This is a genomic window from uncultured Meiothermus sp. (assembly GCF_937863175.1).
Taxonomy (GTDB): domain Bacteria; phylum Deinococcota; class Deinococci; order Deinococcales; family Thermaceae; genus Meiothermus.
Genome location: NZ_CALMCQ010000379.1, coordinates 1 through 2,054 on the forward strand (window position 1 = coordinate 1; position 2,054 = coordinate 2,054).

The 2,054-nt window shown below is 60.8% G+C and carries 2 protein-coding genes and 1 pseudogene; all 3 read right to left on the reverse strand.

Annotated elements, in window-relative coordinates:
* A pseudogene (locus Q0288_RS14125) lies at nucleotides 1–429 on the reverse strand (TlpA family protein disulfide reductase); the annotation flags it as partial.
* Complete coding sequence (locus Q0288_RS14130; RefSeq protein ID WP_299431630.1) at nucleotides 426–857, reverse strand: rhodanese-like domain-containing protein; 432 nt, start codon at nucleotides 855–857, stop codon at nucleotides 426–428. The pseudogene Q0288_RS14125 and the gene Q0288_RS14130, both read right to left, overlap by 4 nt.
* Nucleotides 857–1,555, reverse strand: coding sequence for a thioredoxin family protein (locus tag Q0288_RS14135; protein WP_299431633.1), 699 nt, complete (start codon nucleotides 1,553–1,555; stop codon nucleotides 857–859). Before Q0288_RS14135 ends, Q0288_RS14130 begins: the two co-directional genes overlap by 1 nt.
* Between the last annotated feature and the right edge of the window lie 499 nt (nucleotides 1,556–2,054).

Below are 2,054 nucleotides of genomic sequence, written 5' to 3' on the forward strand. Positions count from 1 at the left end.
AGCCAGGATGGTTTCGGGAGCGGGGCCAGCCTTCACCGAGCGAGAAAGCTCCTGTTGTACTCCCAAAGGAAGCACCCCAACCGCGATGGCAGCAAGCGCGGGGGTTAGCAATGCCGGGGCTTGCTGGCGCAACACCGCCCCCGCCACCGCAACACCCCCTACCACGCCCCAGGGCCAGCTCCAGCCCCCACTGCGTATGTCCACGATTCCCAGCAGCATCGCCCCCAGGCTGGGCCAGGTCTCGAGGTGCTCGACCGCAAAGCCTACCCGTGCTGCCAGCAGTGTCGCCAGCAGAACCCACCAGCCCTTGCTCTCGAGGCCCCGCCTGGCCGCCAGGCCGGTGAAAACCAGCACACCCAGCAGCAGGGCCAGATTGGGCCAGCTAAGGGCCAGCGGGCCAGCCACTAAGGCATCGGGGGTCAGACTCATCGCTGAACCGGGAAGCCAGCACCCTGCCAGGCCAGCATCCCTCCAGACACGTTGCGAACATCCTGGAAGCCGAGCTCCACCAGGGTTTCACTGGCTGTAACCGAACGGTTGCCGCTGCGGCAAATCACATAAATCGGGGCATCTTTGGGCAGTTGTCCTGCCTGTGCGGCTACCTGCCCCAGTGGAAGCAGGGTTGAACCGGCAACATGACCCGCGGCGTACTCGTGGGGTTCGCGCACATCCAGCACGATTCGATTGGGCTCGCTCGCCGAGTGCAACTCCTGCACGCTCACATTCTTGAAACCGGGGCTGGCTCCGCAACTGCTCAGCAGCAGTGCCGCGGCCAGAGCTACCAGCAGCCAGGGTATTACCCTGCAGGGCGAAAACCCTTGCACCCGGCAGGACATCCAGGAACGAACCCGATCCATTAGCGTATCCCTTCAGGTACTGCCGCGCCGCTTGCCTTCAGGACAGCCTCTATGAAGACCCGGTCGGGCTGCCCGCCCAGTACGCGCTCCTGTCGTTTCCCGCTGATGATGGTATCGGGTACGCTCGAGATGTGAAACCGTGTGGCTAGGCCGGGAAACTCGTTGGCCTCGATACCTTCGGCAACCACTTTGGGGCTGTGGAAAGCAAACCTATAAGCTGCAAGCACCGCTTTGGGGCAGTATGGACAGCCAGGGGTCACAAAAGACTGCATAAGCACCTCACCCTCGAGCTGGTTCAGCTCTGACTTGCTGCGCTCTCCCAGGTCGCTTTGTCCGGTGCCGAGCATAATCAGGGTTTCGATCAGGGTGCTGAACTCGTAGCCGCTGGGCAGCCCCAGGAAGCGAATGTTGGTGCGCTGCGAACCCCGCTCGCGAAATAGCAGGGTGGGAGCATAGGAAAGCCCGAGCGCCTGGGCTTCGGGGTCGGTCCGCAACGAGCGCTCCTCGATATGAATCTGCTCGTTGAGCTCAGCAAGCTCACGCACCAGGGCCAGGGCTTCTTCCTGCATGCCAATCTCACCCTTTCCTGGAGCCACAATAGGGCCAGTCTTGAAAATCACAATTTCGACAGGCTGTTGTATACCACCCAACACCTGCTCTACCTGGCTACGGATTTCAGCGGGGAGCATTTTTTGCATTACCGGTTCCTCGGACTCATATGATACCCCCTGGGGATATACAATGCAAGTTTCTGCTCGAGCAACAAAAGCCAGATGGCGCTAAAGCTAAGATATCCGGGTAGGGTATTGTAACGATCGGATGGCACCATGATGCCATCAATGGCCTGGTTGCGGCAGGCTGCTGCTACTTGATCCTCGAGAAAGCCCTATGGTGGTGCAGACGCAGGAAGTGCCACGGTCGGCCCAAGCCCTACCCCCGACGGAATGGGGTTCGCACCCCCCTGGGCTGTTTCCGATCGGGAAGGCCGTGTACTAAACCGCTGGTAGAAGGGCTCGAGGTGGTCTACCCTGTGGGCTTACGACCAGGCCGCATCCCACGACCCAGGCCATTCCCACATATCCCCGGGGGGTATAGTATACTCTATCTATGGCCCGAAATTTTTGGGCCAGCGAGGAATGAAAATGAACCCATACGACCTGGTGATCATCGGGGGAGGCCCGGCGGGCCTGACGGCGG

What these genes read in the sequence shown, in the direction of transcription:
- Q0288_RS14130 (WP_299431630.1), bottom strand. Translation starts at nt 857, where the DNA reads ATGGATCGGGTTCGTTCCTGGATGTCCTGCCGGGTGCAAGGGTTTTCG.
- Q0288_RS14135 (WP_299431633.1), bottom strand. Translation starts at nt 1,555, where the DNA reads ATGCAAAAAATGCTCCCCGCTGAAATCCGTAGCCAGGTAGAGCAGGTG.